Below are 15656 nucleotides of genomic sequence, written 5' to 3'. Positions count from 1 at the left end.
CAGAGCGGGAAAACGGAACCACGAAGGATATCCGAATGTCGGTCGCGCCCACCCGGTTTCCCGCCTATAGTCGCGCAAGAATGGAATCGCCGGTTCATCCGGCGGTTCCCAGACATGCAAGATCGTCGGAGGCGGCCATCGCGAGCGCAGCGGATATCAGGAGCGGCCTGACGGAAAATCTGCCAAGGCTCTGGCGTTATGGCCTCGTTCTCTCGCATCAGCGCGATGTCGCCGACGACCTGGTGCAGGCGACCTGCCTGCGCGCCCTGGAGCGCGCCGATCAGTTTACCCCCGGCACCCGGCTCGATCGCTGGCTGTTTTCGATCCTGCATTCGATCTGGCTGAACGAGATCCGCTCGCGCCGGGTGCGCCAGGGCCAGGGTTTTGTCGATGCCGGCGAGGCGCTGACCTTCGATGGCGCCCACGATACCGAAACGCAGGTGATGGCGGCGCAGCTGTTGAAACGGGTGAATGCGCTGCCCGAAGCGCAGAGAACGGTGGTTTTCCTCGCCTATGTCGAAGGACTTTCCTATCGCGAGGTTGCGGGCATACTGGATATTCCGATCGGAACCGTGATGAGCCGGCTGGCGGCTGCCCGCGCCAAGCTCTCCGACGACGGGCGGGAAGGGGGACGGCAATGAATACGAGAGACACCATTCCTTCCGACGAGGACCTCACAGCCTTCATCGATGGCGAACTGACGGCGGAAGAGGCCGCCCGCATCGAAACCCTCGCCAATGAAGATGAAGCCGTCGCCGAGCGGCTGGAGTTCCTGTCGCGCGCCAGCCTGCCGTTCGCGCAGGCCTTCGCCCCGCTGCTATCGGAAGCCCCGCGCGAGAAACTGGAGAAAATGCTCGCCGCCATCCCCGCGCCTGCAAGCGCAAAATCCGGCTCCCCACCCGCATTCGCCACCCGCCGCCGCTTCCTCGGCGCGCTTGCCGCCGCGCTGGTGGCCGGCATCGCCATCGACCGCGCCGTCATCGGCATCGGCAGAGGCTTATCGGCGAGGGACGAAAACAGCGAATGGCGCGCCGTCGTCGCCGACTATATTTCCCTCTATACGCGAGAAACTCTCGCCGGCCCGGTTCCAGCCACAGATGTCCAGGCAGCCCAGCTCAGCGCCTTCGACGAAAAACTCGGCCTGTCGCTTTCACCCGAAGCCGTCGCGCTTCCGGGCATCGATTTCAAACGCGCTTTGCTTCTGCAATATGACGGCAAGCCACTCGCCCAGATCGCCTATCTCGACCCCGAAACCGGCCCGATGGCGCTCTGCATCGTTAGGTCTGACCGGGGGCCGAAGCCGCCGGATCTCGAAAGCCGCAAGGGCATGAACATCGTCTACTGGTCGAACGGCACGCACGCCTTCATGCTGATCGGCCGTGCGGCGGCGGACAGGATGGCGACGATTGCCGATGGGGCGCGGGGAAGGATGGCTGTGTGATTGGCTATTGACCCTGCGCGACATCTGGCGGGATGCTGCTATCGATTTCGTGTGAGGAACTGGCCGAGGCGGTTGGCAATCTTCGATGCCCAGAACACGGGGGTTGAGATCTTGAAGCCGTGGTCGGCAAGGGCTCGCAGCACTTCCTTGTTCTGGCGCGATATGTTTTGGACGTTTTTGTTTGTGGCGCCCCCCAAGCGCATCCTGACCAGCACGCGGGGGATATAAATGGTTTTGATGCGCGCGACTTCCAGAAATCGCATCATAAGCTCGACGTCGGCTGCTAGGCGATAACGCAGATCAAACGTCCCAAACCGTTCATAGATGCGACGTCGAACATAGAAGGTTGGATGCGGCGGACACCAGCCGCGCCCAAAGGAACCGGATTTAAACGCACAGGATTTCCAATAACGGACTTTGCGATCGGTATTCTGGTTGGAAACATAGATGAGATCGCCGTAGCAGCCGTCGTAGGCTTCGTCTTCCAGCGTGGCCGCCACGATTTCGAGGGAGCCGTTACTCTCGAAAGTGTCGTCCGCATTTAGGAATCCGATGATGTCGCCCGTCGCAAGGCCAATCCCCTTGTTCATCGCTTCATAGATACCTCCGTCCCGTCCCGAAAGTACGCGGCGGTTCTCCGCCGGCGCCGAAGCAATGATGGCGAGCGTCGAATCGCTTGAGCCACCGTCAATGACGATGTGCTCGAAATCGCGGTAGGTTTGCGTATCGATGGACCGCAGCGTATCGGCAATGGTCCGCTCGGCGTTCCAGCAAACAGTGATGAGGCTTATCCGGGGGGGACGTGGATCGGCAGTGTCTGCAGCCATTTAACGGGTGTCTTGCTCATATTCCAAGGGGCGAAATTTGGCTAATCCGTAGCAGACGGAAAGGCGGCGTCGCAATCCAGTATAGCAAATTATCCTCGACCAATGCCCGATTGATGAGGGGTTGGGCTACTTCCCGTCTCGGTAAGTGCATTGCATGCCGATCGATCTATCTGTAGTGAGCAGTGTCGAACGGCGACGTCATCACGAAGGCTCGTGAATGCGCGCGGATTTACCAGTTGCAGGAGGTCTCTTGTCTTCGAAGAAAAAGCTGCGCAAGGGCATCTTGCTCGCCGGGGGCTCGGGCACTCGGCTCCATCCCGCGACCCTCGCCATTTCGAAGCAACTTCTTCCGGTTTTTGACAAACCGATGATCTACTATCCCCTGTCAACGCTGATGCTTGCGGGGATCAGGGATATCCTGATTATCTCTACGCCGCAGGACACGCCGCGTTTTGAACAGTTGCTGGGCGACGGCGCCCAATGGGGATTGAACCTTCAATATGCTGTACAGGCCGCGCCGGAGGGAATTCCCCAAGCGTTCTCGATCGGCAGGGAATACATCGGGCAAGAGGCAACTGCCCTCGTGCTCGGAGACAATATCTTTTACGGCAACCTCCTGACGCATGATTTATCTGCGGCTTCCGCGAGATCGGACGAAGCGACGATCTTCGCGTATAAAGTCCACGATCCCGAGCGGTATGGGGTGGTGGAATTTGACGGTCAGGGCAAAGTCCTCACCTTGGAGGAAAAGCCATCCAGGCCCCGCTCTTCTTACGCTGTGACGGGTTTATATTTCTACGACAATGACGTGATTGACATTGCTGCCGGTTTGAAACCCTCGCCGCGCGGTGAAACCGAAATTACCGACATCAACCGGCATTATTTGTCGGCCGGCAAATTGAACGTTGCTGTGTTGGGGCGAGGGCATGCCTGGCTTGATACGGGCACGCACGATTCACTCCTTGAAGCCAGTCAGTTCATTGCCACCATCGAGCGGCGCCAGGGGCTGAAGATTGCCTGCCCCGAAGAAATCGCCTTTCATTTGGAATACATAGATGCCGAGCAACTGCTGAGGCTGGCAGCTCCACTTGAAAAGAGTTCTTACGGTCGATATCTCATCAGCCTGGTGAGGGAGCCAGCTCCGCATTTCCCAACCGGCTGAACCGGCAAAACTGGAAAACCAATCTTGTCTGCTTTTACCCTGCTTACATTAAAGACGATGTCCGACGGACGAGGCGCGCTGACCGTCATGGACGGAATACTGCCATTTCCGGTCGTCAGGAGCTTCTGGATCTATGGAGCCGACGGACATACACGTGGCGGCCATCGTCATCACCAGACTCGACAGGCGTTGGTGGCGCTTTCGGGAAGCGTGATGATTTTGATGGACGATGGAAAAGCCCGCGAAGAGATTACCTTGTCGTCACCGGACCAGTGCCTGCTGGTGGAGCCAAGGGACTGGCACCAAATGACCTTCGGTCCCGGTTCAATCCTGCTCGTTTTTGCCTCTCGCGGATATGATAAGGATGATTACATCGACACTCCCTATGAACGGCTCTGAGATGATTGAGTATGAAAGTCTTGCGCAGGCCAACCGTGCGCTGATGGAAGAGCTGGAGGCTGTTGCTTCCCGCGTTATTCGTTCCGGGTGGTACATACTTGGGAATGAGGTCTCCTCGTTTGAAGCGGAATTCGCCGCCTTCGCGGAAAGCAAACATTGCATCAGCGTGGCCAACGGTCTGGATGCGCTGATCCTGTCAATCGAAGCGCTCGACCTGCCAAAAGGCAGCGAGATCATGGTTGCCTCCAATACCTATATAGCCACGATCCTCGCAATTCTGCGCGCCGGCCACAAACCCGTTTTGGTGGAGCCCGAACGCGAAACCTTCAATATTGATCCGGAGCGCCTTCCTGCGGCGCTCACACGTCACACCCAGGCCATCTGTGTGACGCATCTTTTCGGCAAAGCCTGCCGGATGACCGAGATCGCCGCGTTTGCAAGCGAGCACGGTCTCAAAGTGATCGAGGATTGCGCGCAGTCTCATGGTGCACGCTATGACGGCAAGCTGACCGGCACCTTTGGAGTCGCCGGCTGCTTCAGCTTCTATCCGACCAAGAATCTTGGAGCTCTCGGAGATGCGGGCGCGATCGTCACGGATGATGACGAATTTGCAGATCGCTTGCGGCACATGCGCAATTACGGCTCGAAGAAAAAATATGAGAACGTCTACATCGGGGTAAATTCCAGGCTTGATGAAATGCAGGCGGCATTCCTGCGGGTCAAGCTGCGTCACCTCGATCAGGTGACCGAACATAAGCGGGCACTGGCCGGTATCTATTTTGCCAATCTGCCCAACTGGCTCGCGCAGCCGCTTCGACGACCCGCCGAGTATGACGTGTTTCATATTTTCGGGATACGTCACCCGGCGCGCGACGAATTGCGTCAGTGGCTGCTCGATAATGGGGTCAAGACCGAGATACACTATCCGATCGCGCCGCATAGGCAGAAGGCAATGCAAGGCATTCTTTCCGGCGATTATCCCATTGCCGATGAGTTGCATGCCACCGAGCTGAGCCTGCCGATTTCGGCCGGCCATAGCAAGGATGAGATCGAGCGCGTCTGCAGCCTTCTTGCGGCGCTCCCGGAAAAGCTGAAGTTGGCGGCATGACAGAACACCTGAAAGGACCGGCCTCGGCACGTGAGGATGACGATTGGGATATCGTTATCAGGCCTTCCAAGGGCAATACGCCGGATCTCGGCCTTGTCTGGCAATATCGCGATCTCGTCTGGATGTTCTTCAAGCGGGATTTCACGACATTCTACAAACAGACCATTCTCGGGCCTGTCTGGTACATCATTCAGCCGTCGCTGACGGCGATGACCTATTATGTCGTGTTCGGAAAAATCGCCAATCTTTCGACGGATGGCCTTCCGCCCTTTCTGTTTTACATGTCGGGCACAATCATCTGGAGCTATTTTTCTGCCTGTCTGACCAATAACTCCGAAGTCTTCTCGAAGAACGCCAATCTGTTCGGAAAGGTTTATTTTCCGAGACTCGTGGTGCCGCTGTCAGTTGCGATGAGTGGCCTTGTCGCCTTTGCGATCCAGTTCCTGCTCTTGTTGACGGTTTCCATTGGCCTGAAAATTGCCAATCCCGATCTGGCCGTGAGCTATTGGTTCCTGTTTCTGACGCCGCTGGTGCTGCTCTATATCGCCGTGCTGGGCATTGGTGCCGGCCTTGTCGTTTCGGCGCTGACGGTGCGTTTCCGAGATCTTGTCTACGCCGTCGGGTTCATGACGCAACTCTGGATGTATGGTACGCCGATCGTGTACCCCTTCAGCCAGATTCCGGAACGGTATCATTGGTTCTATTATATCAATCCAATGACGACGCCAGTTCAAACCTTCCGCTGGGCGCTATTTGACGCTCCCGCCTTGCCCGTCGGTCTTTGCCTCGCCAATCTCGCAGTGACTGTCGCAATAACCCTATGCGGGCTGGCACTTTTCTCGCGGGCGGAAGCCAACGCGATGGATACCGTCTGATGAACGACATCGTTATTCGAGCGGAGCACGTCAGCAAACTATATCGTCTTGGCGTGATCAATCACGGCACTCTCTATCGCGACCTTCAGAGCTGGTGGGCGAAGTGGCGCAACCTTCCAGATCCGAACGTTTCGGTATCCGACCATACGTCTGACCGCGGCGCGCGGTCGCGGCTGAAGGGAGACATCTTCCACGCGCTGGATGATGTCTCTTTCGAGGTCGGGCACGGCGAGATCGTCGGCATTATCGGCAGGAACGGAGCCGGAAAATCCACACTGCTGAAGGTGATGTCGCGTATCACCATGCCCAACTCGGGCTTCATCGGCATACGAGGCAGAATTGCCAGCCTGCTTGAGGTCGGCACTGGATTTCATCCGGAACTCACCGGTCGGGAGAACGTCTATCTGAATGGCGCCATCCTCGGGATGAGCCGTGCTGAGGTTAGGTCGAAATTCGACGAAATTGTCGAGTTTGCGGAGATCGGCGAATTCATCGATACGCCGGTGAAGCGGTATTCGTCCGGCATGTATGTCCGCCTGGCCTTCTCCGTCGCGGCGCATCTCGAGCCGGAAATACTCTTGGTCGACGAGGTATTGGCCGTCGGCGACGTCAACTTTCAGAACAAATGCATGGGGCGCATGCAGGAGGTCACCAAGGCCGGCCGAACGATTATCTTTGTCAGCCACAATATGACGGCGATCAGCAGCATCTGCCCGAAATCGATCCTGATGGCCGACGGCAAAGTCGCTGCGATGGGCGATACCGCAGATGTGATAAAAGCCTACCTCGACCGCCCGGAATTCGGCGGCACGGCAATTTACTCGGTCAACCCCGAGGACGTCGATGGAAAGGCGGTCATTTGCCGTGTTGCGGTACTGAACGAGAAGGACGAGCTTTCGGGCACGGTAGAACTGTCTAAGGGCTTTTCCGTTGAGATCGAATACGAATTGAGGGAGCCTCTTTCCGGCCTCTCAGTCGGAATGCAGATCATGATGGAGGATGGCTATACCCCCCTCGTCAGTCTTTCCGATCCCGAGCTCGACCTTGGGCGCCTCGACACCCGGCCAGCCGGCTATTATCGAGCCCGCGTCAAATTTCCCGGATGTCTTCTGAATACGGGCACGTTCTACGTGCGGCTGGGGATATCGAGCCGGTTCTCGATATATTCCGTCGCCGAGGGTATTCGGTTTGACGTAGAGGACAATGTGGGAATCATCCAGATGCTGGGTCAGCAACGGAAGCCGTCGATTTCGGCGATACAGTTGCCTTGGGCGGTTGAGAAGGTCTTCCTGCGTGATTCTGAGGGTGTTTTGAAATGAAGAAAGCGCTTGTCACCGGGGCGGACGGGTTCATCGGCTCTCATCTTGTCGAGACGCTGGTCAGATCGGGCGTCGAAGTTCGCGCCCTCTGCCAGTACAATTCGTTTTCCAGTTGGGGCTGGCTGGACCAATCGGAATACCGCGGCAAGTTCGAGGTGATCCTTGGAGACGTCCGCGATCCGGCGCAGATGCGCTCCGTCGCCAGAGGTGTCGACACCATCTTCCATCTTGCCGCTCTGATTGCCATTCCCTACTCTTATCAGGCCCCGTCAAGCTATATAGACACCAATGTGCATGGAACGTTGAACGTTCTTCAAGGGGCTCTCGACGCCGGTGTCGGAAGGGTGATCCAGACCTCGACGAGCGAAGTCTACGGCACGGCGCGTTTTGTGCCGATCAGCGAGAGCCATCCACTGCAGGCGCAGTCGCCCTATTCGGCGTCCAAAATTGGTGCCGATGCGATCGCCTACAGCTATCATTCGAGCTTTGACCTGCCGGTGACGATTGCACGGCCCTTCAACACCTTTGGCCCGCGACAATCCGCAAGGGCGGTTATTCCGACCGTGATTTCACAGCTTCTGAGCGGACGAACGAAGTTGAAGCTTGGTGCGCTTTCACCGACGCGGGATTTCAATTTCGTGCAGGATACGTGCGACGGTTTTCTGGCGCTCGCGGCCTGCGACCAAGCCGTCGGCCGGACGGTCAATATCGGCTCCGGCAGCGAGATCTCGATCGGCGATACCGTTCAACTGATCGCCGACATTCTTGGCGTCAACGTCGAGATCGAATGCGACGAACAGCGTTTGCGTCCGGCAAACAGTGAAGTGGAACGCTTGTGCTGTGACAACGGCCTGATCAGGTCTCTGACGGGATTTTCGCCGCGTTACAGCTTGGAAGACGGTCTGAAGGCAACGATCGAATGGCTGCGCCAGCCTGAGAATCTGACGCGGTATAAGGCGGATATTTTCAATGTCTAGGCGCGCGGTCATTCTGGCCGGGGGAATGGGAACGCGGCTGCGGCCCTATACCGTCGTCCTTCCAAAACCTCTGATGCCGATCGGCGATTACCCTATTCTTGAGGTCATCATTCGTCAGCTGATCTCAGGCGGGTTCGAGCACATAACGCTTGCCGTCAACCATCAGGCCGAATTGATCAAGGCGTTTTTCCAGGACGGCGATAAATGGGGCGTGCGCATCGACTATTCCCTCGAGGACGAACCACTCGGCACCATGGGACCGCTACGGCTGATCAAGGATTTGCCAGAGAATTTCCTGGTGATGAATGGCGATATCCTGACGGATCTCGACTATGCCGATTTTCATGACACCCATGTCCGCGATGGCAATATATTCACGATCTCGTCCAAGACGCGTCAGCATCGCATTGACTATGGCGTTCTTGATACCAACGAGGCAGGACGCCTGACCGGCTTCCGGGAGAAGCCGACGGCCGAGTATAAGGTCAGCATGGGCGTCTACATGGTGTCGTCTGGGGCCGTCGAGCATATACCGCAACGCGGCGCTTACGGCTTTGACCATTTGATGTTGGATCTTTTGGCGGCCGGCAAGCCGGCCACCGTTCGCGATTTTCAAGGTTACTGGCTCGATATCGGACGCCCCGACGATTATGCATTGGCGATCGAGCAGTTCGAAACCATGAAATCCAGGTTCTTGAATGGTTGATGCCATCGTCACCGGTGCTGGCGGCTTTCTCGGGAAGCGTCTGGTAGAGCGGCTTATACAGGCTGGCATTGATGTGCTTGCGCTTGACCGAACACATGGCGACATAGGCGAAGAACGCCTTTGGCAGGAGCTTCCGGCGGCGCGAACGCTGTTTCATCTTGCCGGCAGGACATTCGTTCCGGATAGCTGGACACAGGGGCCGAGCTTCATGGCCGCCAATGTTCTCGGTACGCAGCATGCTTTGACCTGGTGCAAGCGACACAAGGCCAAACTCGTCTTCGCAAGCGCTTATGTTTATGGAGTGCCGGAACGGCTGCCGATCCACGAAAGCGATCCGGTCAAGCCGAACAACCCATACGCGCTCTCCAAACATCTTGCCGAACAACTCTGTGAGTTCGCTGCCACATACGAGCAGATACCGGTGGTGGTATTGCGCCTTTTCAATATATATGGCGCAGGGCAGCGGCCCGAATTTCTGATCCCGACGCTTCTGGATCAAATAAGGGCGAAGAAGGAAATCCAGGTTCTGGATCTGAGCCCGCGGCGTGACTATGTATTTGTTGCCGATGTGCTGAGCGCCTTTACCAAGGCCATGGATGTGGCAGAAGGTTACCACTGCATCAATATCGGCTCCGGAAAGTCGTATTCGGTGCAGGAAATCATCGATATCTTGCAGAAAGCCGCCGGCACTGATCTACCTGTAGTGTCGTCTTGCGCTGTTCGGCGGAATGAAATACCTGACGTGCGGGCCGATATTGAGCGGGCTCGAGCCGTTCTCGGATGGTGGCCGGAATGGGATCTGCCGGCCGGCATCGGCGTGATGATGAAGGAGTCGTGAATTGAACGAGCGTTACGTTCCGATCAATAAGGGCAACTACTCGATGGACACGGACGAGCGCGAAGCCGCGTTCGACAAATACCGTGGCGAGGGGTGGGAAGCCGAATACGCGGATTACCGTCGCAAATGGTCGGAATATGCCTTGAACCAGCAGGTTTCGGATTACCCGCTGCTGGTCGACCTCGAGCTGGCGTCGATCTGCAACCTGCGCTGCCCGATGTGCTATACGATTAGCGACGAATTCAAGAAGAGCGTCAATACGACCCGGATGGACTGGGACCTCTATTGCCGCATCATCGATGAGATCGGCGGCAAGGTTCCTGCGATCCGTCTGTCCCTGCGCGGCGAGGCCACGCTGCACAAGCGTTTCGCCGACTGTGTGCGCTATGCCAAGGACCACGGGATCAAGGAAGTCTCGACCCTGACGCATGGCTTCAAGCTCAACAGAGACTATTTCGCCCAGCTCGTCGATGCCGGCATCGACTGGATCACCGTTTCGATCGACGGCACCGGTGAGACCTATGAGAAGATCCGCAAGCCGATCAAGTTCCAGGCTCTGCTCGACAAGATCAAGGACATAAAGAAATACAAGGACGAGCGCGGTCTCCATCGTCCTGTCATCAAGGTGCAGGGCATTTGGCCGGCAATCCGGGAAAATCCTGATCTTTATTACGATACCTTCGCGCCTTACGTGGATCTCGTCGCCTTCAATCCGCTGATCGATTATCTCGGCAACGATTCAGACATCGCCTATCTCGACAATTTCACCTGCCCGCAGCAGTACCAGCGTTTGGTGATCGGTGCCGACGGATTGGTCATGAAGTGCTCGAACGACGAGGAAAACCGTGAGGTTATCGGTAATGCGAACACCGAAACCGTGCACCAGATATGGCACGGGGAAAAAATGAACGCCGTCCGCGCTTTGCACAAGGAACCGCAGGGCTTCCTCAAGAGCGAGGTCTGCCGCAGGTGCTACCTACCGAGAGAGACCAATGACGAAACCGCGCAGATTTGCGGCAGACAGGTCATTGTCCGGAATTACGTCGATCGGAACCAGGAAATCGGGCGATAATCGACTGAATACGCGCGCAACGGGCACCCTTTTCGAGATTTATGGGTGCCTGCTGCCAAAGGCGCGAGGCGAAATTGCCGGTCGTGATTACAGGGAGTAACAGATGTTTCGCAACTACCGGCCTGATCGCTGCTATATTATAGCCGAGATCGGCGGCAACTTTACGACGTTCGATCAGGCAAAGCGCCTGATTGACGAGGCAAAGGCGTCAGGGGTCGATGCTGTCAAGCTCCAGACTTACCGGGCAGAAACACTGTCGAGCCGGAACGCCATGTTCGATATGGAAAACACGGGCGTCACCTCGCAATTCGAACTTTTCCGTAAATATGAAATCAGTCACGACCTGCACGAGGCAGTTTTCCGCTATGCCGAGGAGCACGGGCTGGATTGGTTTTCGTCTCCTTCGCACGAGACGGATGTCGATCTCTTGGAGAGATGCGGAGTTGGAGCCCATAAGGTGGGATCGGACGACGCGGTCAACATTCCTTTTCTTCGTTATCTCGCAAAAACGGGCAAGCCGATCATCTTGTCGACAGGGATGTCGACGCTCGAGGAAGTTCGGGAATCCGTTGCTGCAATCAAGGAAGCCGGCAACGACAAGCTCATTCTGCTGCATGCCATCACGAGTTATCCGACGCATCCGGAAAATGTGAACCTGAGCGCGATGCAAACGATGATGGAGGCGTTTCCGAATCTCGACGTCGGCTATTCCGACCACACGGTGACGCCCGTCGCAAGCCTTTGTGCGGCCGCAATGGGCGCTCGCGTCATAGAGCGGCATTTCACTTACGACAAAACCGCCGACGGTCCCGACCACATGCTTTCGGCTGATCCGGCGGAAATGAAATGGCTTGTGGATGCGATCCGCGCGTTCGAGATCATGAAAGGCAGTGGTCGCAAGGAACCGGCTGCAAGCGAGGCGACGACCAGGCTGAACAACCGCAAGAGCATCGTTGTCAGCCGGCCGCTCAAAGCCGGCGATGTGATTTCTGCCGGCGACATCGCCGTCAAGCGACCCGGGACAGGGATTGAACCCAAGCATCTCGAAACCCTCACCGGACGACGGCTGGTGAATGATCTTGATGCAGATGCCGTCCTCCAGTGGAGCGATCTGGCGTGACGCTTGGGATCATTATCCAGGCGCGGATGGGATCGACGCGGCTGCCGGGAAAAGTGCTCCGCGATATTTGCGGGAAACCCCTTCTCGGACATGTCCTTGGTCGGCTCCAGATGCTGAAGCGTCCGGCCAAGGTTGTCGTTGCGACATCGTCCGCCAGCGAGAACGATATTATCGAAGCTTGGTGTCTTGAACACGGCGTCAGCTGCTTTCGTGGTGACGAAACCGACTTGCTCGATCGCTATTTTCAGTGCGCGAGATCGCTCGGGATGTCGGATATCGTGCGGTTGACCGCAGATAATCCTTTCACCGACATCGAGGAGCTCGAGAGGCTGATCGATCTGCACCTAAAGCAAGGATTCGATTACACGCATGCGTTTGGCCAGTTGCCTATTGGCGTCGGCGCCGAGATATTTACCCTCGAAGCCCTATCGCGCAGCCACCGCGAGGGGAAGCTTCCGCACCATCGCGAACACGTGAATGAATATTTCACCGATCGGCCCGAATTGTTCAAGATCGGTCAGCTCGATGTGCCCCCAGCCAAAATCTCTCCGAAGCTGCGCCTGACGGTGGATACTGAAGAAGATTGGAGCCGCGCCCGTGCGCTCGCAGCGCAGGCGGGTGAGAATTGGCTCGGGACGGAAGAAGCGATCAGGCTATGTTCGTCGTCTGCATAGAAAGTTCACATGCACGCGGCATGGGTCATCTGTTTCGATCGCTGACGCTCGCCACCGAATTGCGTTCACGCGGTCATTCGGTCCGTTTTTTGGCGAACGATCATCCGAATTCTTTGAAAATCATCCAGGAGCGCGGCTTTGACGTGGCGCTTTATGATCTCGCCGCCGTGACGGGATGGGAGAAGGATTTCCTCGACGCCACTGCTTCATCTGCGATCTGGATCAACGACCGCCTCAATACGCAGCGGCTCCACAGCGAGACGATCAAGCGCCTGGACGCCAAGCTGGTTACCTTTGATGATCGTGGTGATGGCGCGGAACTCGCCGACCTGAATATCTGCGCTCTCCTGTTCGAAGAGACGGGAAGTCTGAAGGGCCGGGACGTGCGGCTGGGGGTGGAGTACATGATACTCAATCCCGAAATCGCAAGGTATCGCCGAGTTCGGGAAAAGCTCGCTTCGATACTTGTCACGCTTGGCGGCGCCGATACTTACGGAGTGACGGTCCGCGTCGCCAAATGGCTGAGCAGCAAGCCCTTCCCGGTCACCATCGTGACCGGCCCCAGCTTCCAGCACATGGCCGAGCTTGAAGAGGTCGTCGCGGCGGCTGCGCCGGATCGGTTCAGGCTGTTGAACCAAGTGCCGTCGCTTGCGGCAGAAATGTATGGGCACGACCTGGCAATTACCGGTGGCGGCCTTACGCCCTTCGAAGCCTGTGCGGCCGGCCTGCCGTGTGTCGTGGTCGCAAACGAACCTTTTGAAATCCCCGTCGGGCGCGCGCTTGAAGAGCTTGGAGGAGCGTTCTTCGCCGGGCATCACTCGGCATTCGATCTCGGCATACTGGAGAAAGCAATTCCCATCAGGAGCATGAGCGAGACTGCCATGACCAAGGTCGACCTTGGCGGGGTTGGCCGTGTCGCCGATCTGCTGGAAAGATTGGCTGCATGACTCTGACAGCGGTAATTCATCAACCGGATTTTGCATCCTATCTCGGCTTTTTTCAGCGTTTTCTGAACGCCGACCTCTACATCGTTCTGGATCACGTTCAGTTCGTCCACGGCACGAGCAAAAGCTGGACGCACCGTGACAAGATAAAGACGGCGCAAGGCGACCGCTGGCTCACCGTCGGAATCAGGAAGCCAAGCTTCGGTACACCGATCAATGCGGTGGAACTGGCACCCGGCACCGGATGGATAGACCAGAACCTTTCCCTGCTTCGGGAAAACTATCGCCGATCTAACGGCTGGAGCGAAGTCTTTCCACGTCTCGAAGCCCTCTACGGCAGGCGGTTCGACCTCTTGGCCGATTTTAATATGCATTTCCTGGACGGTATTCTGGATATGCTTGAAATCACCATGCCGACGGTACGATCAAGCACTCTAAGCCCTGAGGCCAATAGGAACGAGTTGCTTGTCGAATTGCTTGGCAAAGTGGGAGCGACGCGCTATCTCTCAGGTCTCGGCGCCCGCGACTATATGCGGCCTGAGGTGTTCGAGGCGGCCGGAATCGAAATCGAATGGCAGCATTTCGTCCATCCGGTTTATCCACAGCCCTTCGGCGAGTTCATTCCCTATCTCAGTATTCTCGACACACTGCTGAATTGTGGTATTGCAGGCACGCGTGACCTGCTCTGGAGTTGCAAATGAATATTCTCGCGATCGGTGCCCATTTCGACGACGTGGAACTGGGCTGTGGTGGTGCGTTGGCGCGCCATGCAGCAAACGGCGATACGGTTTATGTCTATGTCGCGACCGTATCCGGCTTCTCCAACCAATATGACCAGTCCGTCCGCAGCAGCCAGGTCGCCAGAGCAGAGGCAGATGCTGCGATGGAAATTCTCGGCGTCCACAAGATGTTTTGCGGCGAGTTCAAAACGCTCCAGATCGAGTTCGTCGACCCGCTGAATATCGAGATCCTCAAACTCGTGCAGGATCTGAAGATCGATATGGTCTATACCCACTGGGTCGGCGATATCCATCATGACCACCTAGCCTTGTCGCGCGCGTCGCTGCACAGCTGCCGCCACGTACCCCGCCTGCTGATGTATCGCAGCAACTGGTATCATTCGACGGTGGATTTCAGAGGGAATTTCTACGTCGACATCACCTCCCATTGGGACCAGAAGGAAAAGGCAATCCTTGCCCATGAATCCGAGATGGAGCGCACGGGGCGGAAATGGGTGAGCTTCTTCCGCAATGAAGCCGAGAACGCCGGGCAGCGCATCGGTGTAAAATACGCCGAAGTCTTCGAGGTGGTGAAGTGGCTTCAGCCTTGAAGAAGGTCATGACTTTTGCCTCGATGCTGCTTCCCTATGGCGTGCATGAATTGAGGCGCAGACACAAACAGCGTGCCGAACTCTCGGGATCCATCCTGCAGACTTTGAAGGCCAACCGGGAGCTTGCGGGACGCCATCATGGCCAGCGCTGCTTTATCGTGGGTAACGGTCCTAGTGTGAAGGCCTTGGACCTGACGGTGCTCGAAGGGGAGACCGTAATAAGCGTATCGAATGGCTATCTTCATGCCGGCTTTATGCGCTTCGCACCGAAATATCATGTCGTTCCGCAGATAACCTATGGCACGATGACCGAGGATCAGGTTGCGCGCTGGTTTACCGAGATGCATGATAATCTTGGTGAGGCAGAACTGCTGCTGAACGAGACCGAAGCTGGCATCGTCGCCGAGCGAAAGCTGTTTGCCGGCCGTAAAGTGCATTACGTAGCTCTTCGAACGAGTTTCGACGACATCGGTGACACTTCCATCATCGACATCGCAAAGCCGATACCGCGGGTTGATTCCGTGCCGGTGCTGGCTTTGATGATCGCCATGCATATGGGTTTCGAAAATATTGTCCTGCTCGGCGTCGATCACGACAGCTGGCGAAGCGGATACTATACCTATGCCTTCGATTTGAAGACACAAGCCGACACGGATTTCTCGGTAACGTCCGAAGGGAAGATCCTGTCTCCTAACTACGACACATTTCAAAGCCTTGCTCGCCTCTGGCGCCAGTATCGCCGGCTGGCGATGATCGCCTCCGCCAATGGCATCCGGATAATCAATGCAGGCATAGGCGGCGAACTCGATGAGTTCGAACGTATTCCCCTGAACCTGCTGCTCTCGCAAGACAAGGTGCAGTAAT

Annotated in this window: 18 protein-coding genes; 17 read left to right on the top strand and 1 reads right to left on the bottom strand. The window is 56.8% G+C overall.

Annotation, left to right across the window (positions count from 1 at the left end):
• The first annotated feature begins 35 nt into the window (after positions 1–35).
• On the top strand, positions 36–641 hold the full coding sequence (locus tag FFM81_RS17220; protein ID WP_097534906.1) for an RNA polymerase sigma factor: 606 nt from the start codon (positions 36–38) through the stop codon (positions 639–641).
• Positions 638–1441, top strand: coding sequence for an anti-sigma factor family protein (locus FFM81_RS17215; protein ID WP_138385040.1), 804 nt, complete (start codon positions 638–640; stop codon positions 1439–1441). The genes FFM81_RS17220 and FFM81_RS17215 overlap by 4 nt, the downstream gene beginning before the upstream one ends.
• Before the next feature lie 38 nt (positions 1442–1479).
• Here FFM81_RS17215 and FFM81_RS17210 read toward each other — a convergent pair whose 3' ends face one another.
• On the bottom strand, positions 1480–2268 hold the full coding sequence (locus FFM81_RS17210) for a glycosyltransferase family 2 protein (protein ID WP_097534902.1): 789 nt from the start codon (positions 2266–2268) through the stop codon (positions 1480–1482).
• A 250-nt stretch (positions 2269–2518) separates the two neighbouring features.
• Here FFM81_RS17210 and rfbA point away from each other — a divergent pair, with 250 nt between their 5' ends.
• From rfbA to FFM81_RS17135, 15 genes are all read left to right on the top strand, one after another.
• Positions 2519–3430, top strand: coding sequence for a glucose-1-phosphate thymidylyltransferase RfbA (rfbA, locus tag FFM81_RS17205; RefSeq protein WP_138385041.1), 912 nt, complete (start codon positions 2519–2521; stop codon positions 3428–3430).
• Positions 3431–3454: 24 nt separating this feature from the next.
• On the top strand, positions 3455–3829 hold the full coding sequence (locus FFM81_RS17200) for a sugar 3,4-ketoisomerase (protein ID WP_138385042.1): 375 nt from the start codon (positions 3455–3457) through the stop codon (positions 3827–3829).
• A gap of 1 nt (position 3830) precedes the next feature.
• Positions 3831–4937: a DegT/DnrJ/EryC1/StrS family aminotransferase gene (locus FFM81_RS17195; protein ID WP_138385194.1), complete on the top strand. Its 1107-nt coding sequence runs from the start codon at positions 3831–3833 to the stop codon at positions 4935–4937.
• Positions 4934–5812, top strand: a complete 879-nt coding sequence (locus FFM81_RS17190; RefSeq protein WP_138385043.1) for an ABC transporter permease — start codon at positions 4934–4936, stop codon at positions 5810–5812. The genes FFM81_RS17195 and FFM81_RS17190 overlap by 4 nt, the downstream gene beginning before the upstream one ends.
• Positions 5812–7131 (top strand): ABC transporter ATP-binding protein, encoded by a 1320-nt coding sequence (locus FFM81_RS17185; RefSeq protein WP_138385044.1) that lies wholly within the window; start codon positions 5812–5814, stop codon positions 7129–7131. Before FFM81_RS17190 ends, FFM81_RS17185 begins: the two co-directional genes overlap by 1 nt.
• Positions 7128–8108, top strand: coding sequence for an NAD-dependent 4,6-dehydratase LegB (locus tag FFM81_RS17180; protein WP_097534896.1), 981 nt, complete (start codon positions 7128–7130; stop codon positions 8106–8108). The genes FFM81_RS17185 and FFM81_RS17180 overlap by 4 nt, the downstream gene beginning before the upstream one ends.
• Positions 8101–8814, top strand: coding sequence for a nucleotidyltransferase family protein (locus FFM81_RS17175; protein WP_097534895.1), 714 nt, complete (start codon positions 8101–8103; stop codon positions 8812–8814). The genes FFM81_RS17180 and FFM81_RS17175 overlap by 8 nt, the downstream gene beginning before the upstream one ends.
• Positions 8807–9652 (top strand): NAD-dependent epimerase/dehydratase family protein, encoded by an 846-nt coding sequence (locus tag FFM81_RS17170; protein ID WP_097534894.1) that lies wholly within the window; start codon positions 8807–8809, stop codon positions 9650–9652. The genes FFM81_RS17175 and FFM81_RS17170 overlap by 8 nt, the downstream gene beginning before the upstream one ends.
• 1 nt (position 9653) lies before the next feature.
• Positions 9654–10724 (top strand): radical SAM/SPASM domain-containing protein, encoded by a 1071-nt coding sequence (locus FFM81_RS17165; RefSeq protein ID WP_097534893.1) that lies wholly within the window; start codon positions 9654–9656, stop codon positions 10722–10724.
• Between the two features lie 103 nt (positions 10725–10827).
• A complete protein-coding gene (locus FFM81_RS17160) occupies positions 10828–11844 on the top strand; it encodes an N-acetylneuraminate synthase family protein (protein ID WP_138385045.1) in 1017 nt (338 codons plus the stop codon).
• The gene (locus tag FFM81_RS17155; protein ID WP_138385046.1) at positions 11841–12518 is read left to right on the top strand and encodes a cytidylyltransferase domain-containing protein; all 678 of its coding nucleotides are present in this window, start codon (positions 11841–11843) and stop codon (positions 12516–12518) included. Before FFM81_RS17160 ends, FFM81_RS17155 begins: the two co-directional genes overlap by 4 nt.
• Positions 12500–13465, top strand: a complete 966-nt coding sequence (locus FFM81_RS17150; RefSeq protein WP_138385047.1) for a PseG/SpsG family protein — start codon at positions 12500–12502, stop codon at positions 13463–13465. Before FFM81_RS17155 ends, FFM81_RS17150 begins: the two co-directional genes overlap by 19 nt.
• A complete protein-coding gene (locus FFM81_RS17145) occupies positions 13462–14163 on the top strand; it encodes a WbqC family protein (protein WP_138385048.1) in 702 nt (233 codons plus the stop codon). Before FFM81_RS17150 ends, FFM81_RS17145 begins: the two co-directional genes overlap by 4 nt.
• Positions 14160–14792, top strand: a complete 633-nt coding sequence (locus FFM81_RS17140) for a PIG-L deacetylase family protein (RefSeq protein ID WP_003556714.1) — start codon at positions 14160–14162, stop codon at positions 14790–14792. The genes FFM81_RS17145 and FFM81_RS17140 overlap by 4 nt, the downstream gene beginning before the upstream one ends.
• 8 nt (positions 14793–14800) lie before the next feature.
• Positions 14801–15655: a hypothetical protein gene (locus FFM81_RS17135; protein ID WP_246401121.1), complete on the top strand. Its 855-nt coding sequence runs from the start codon at positions 14801–14803 to the stop codon at positions 15653–15655.
• Position 15656 lies beyond the last annotated feature (1 nt).

The sequence above is a fragment of the Rhizobium hidalgonense genome (assembly GCF_005862185.2).
GTDB lineage: Bacteria > Pseudomonadota > Alphaproteobacteria > Rhizobiales > Rhizobiaceae > Rhizobium > Rhizobium hidalgonense.
This window is presented reverse-complemented; position numbering and strand designations above follow the sequence as displayed.